This is a genomic window from Brachyspira sp. SAP_772, assembly GCF_009755885.1.
GTDB lineage: Bacteria > Spirochaetota > Brachyspiria > Brachyspirales > Brachyspiraceae > Brachyspira.
The window spans coordinates 1-779 of the sequence record NZ_VYIX01000120.1; the positions used below are offsets into that span (position 1 = coordinate 1).

Below are 779 nucleotides of genomic sequence, written 5' to 3' on the forward strand. Positions count from 1 at the left end.
GCTATGGAATGATTAATATGATAAAAAATATTATATTAATTTTCACATTTATATTATCAATTTCTTGCAGCAGAAATAATAATACAACTACAGTTAATGAAATAGAACCTAATGATAATGAAGAGTATGCTCAGTTTATAGAATCGGATATAAGCTTAAAAGGAAGTTTTAATATTGATGATATAGATTATTATCATATTAAGCCTACTAATGGTTTTATAATGAACTTTGGACTTTATGCTAATAATGATTCTAATATTGTATTAGAGTTTTATAATAAAGAAAATAGAGATATTGTTTTTAGAGTAGAAACTAAAAATGCTAAAAATTATTTTGGAAATATAGAATTAAAAAATATTTTATTAAATGAAAAAGAATATTTATTAAAATTAACTTCTGAAGATAATATTGACTATAACCTAAAACTAAATTTTTCTGATGATTATAAATATAAAAACGGCAATGAATATAATGATAATATTTTATATGCTGAAGAGATAGAATATCCAAATCAAAAAATAAACGGCTTTTTTATTAAGAAAGATTTAGTTTTAGATGAAAAGATTAAACCATATTTAAAAAATTATAATATAATAGATATAGACTTTTACAGAATAAAAAACAAAACAGATATAGATTCTTATATAAATATTATACTAGAATATAAAGAAGATATAGAGATTATACTTTTTGATGAAAATTACAACTATATAAGAAAAGCCGTAAACAGAATTGACAATATAAACTTTAGCAAAAATAGCGAATATTATATAGCATTA

Annotated in this window: 1 protein-coding gene; it reads left to right on the forward strand. The window is 19.8% G+C overall.

All coding sequences use genetic code 11. The features are described 5' to 3' along the window. Window positions 1-17 precede the first annotated feature (17 nt). Window positions 18-779 (forward strand): DNA-binding protein (locus GQX97_RS12975; protein ID WP_157152270.1); only part of this gene is annotated, 762 nt, incomplete at its 3' end.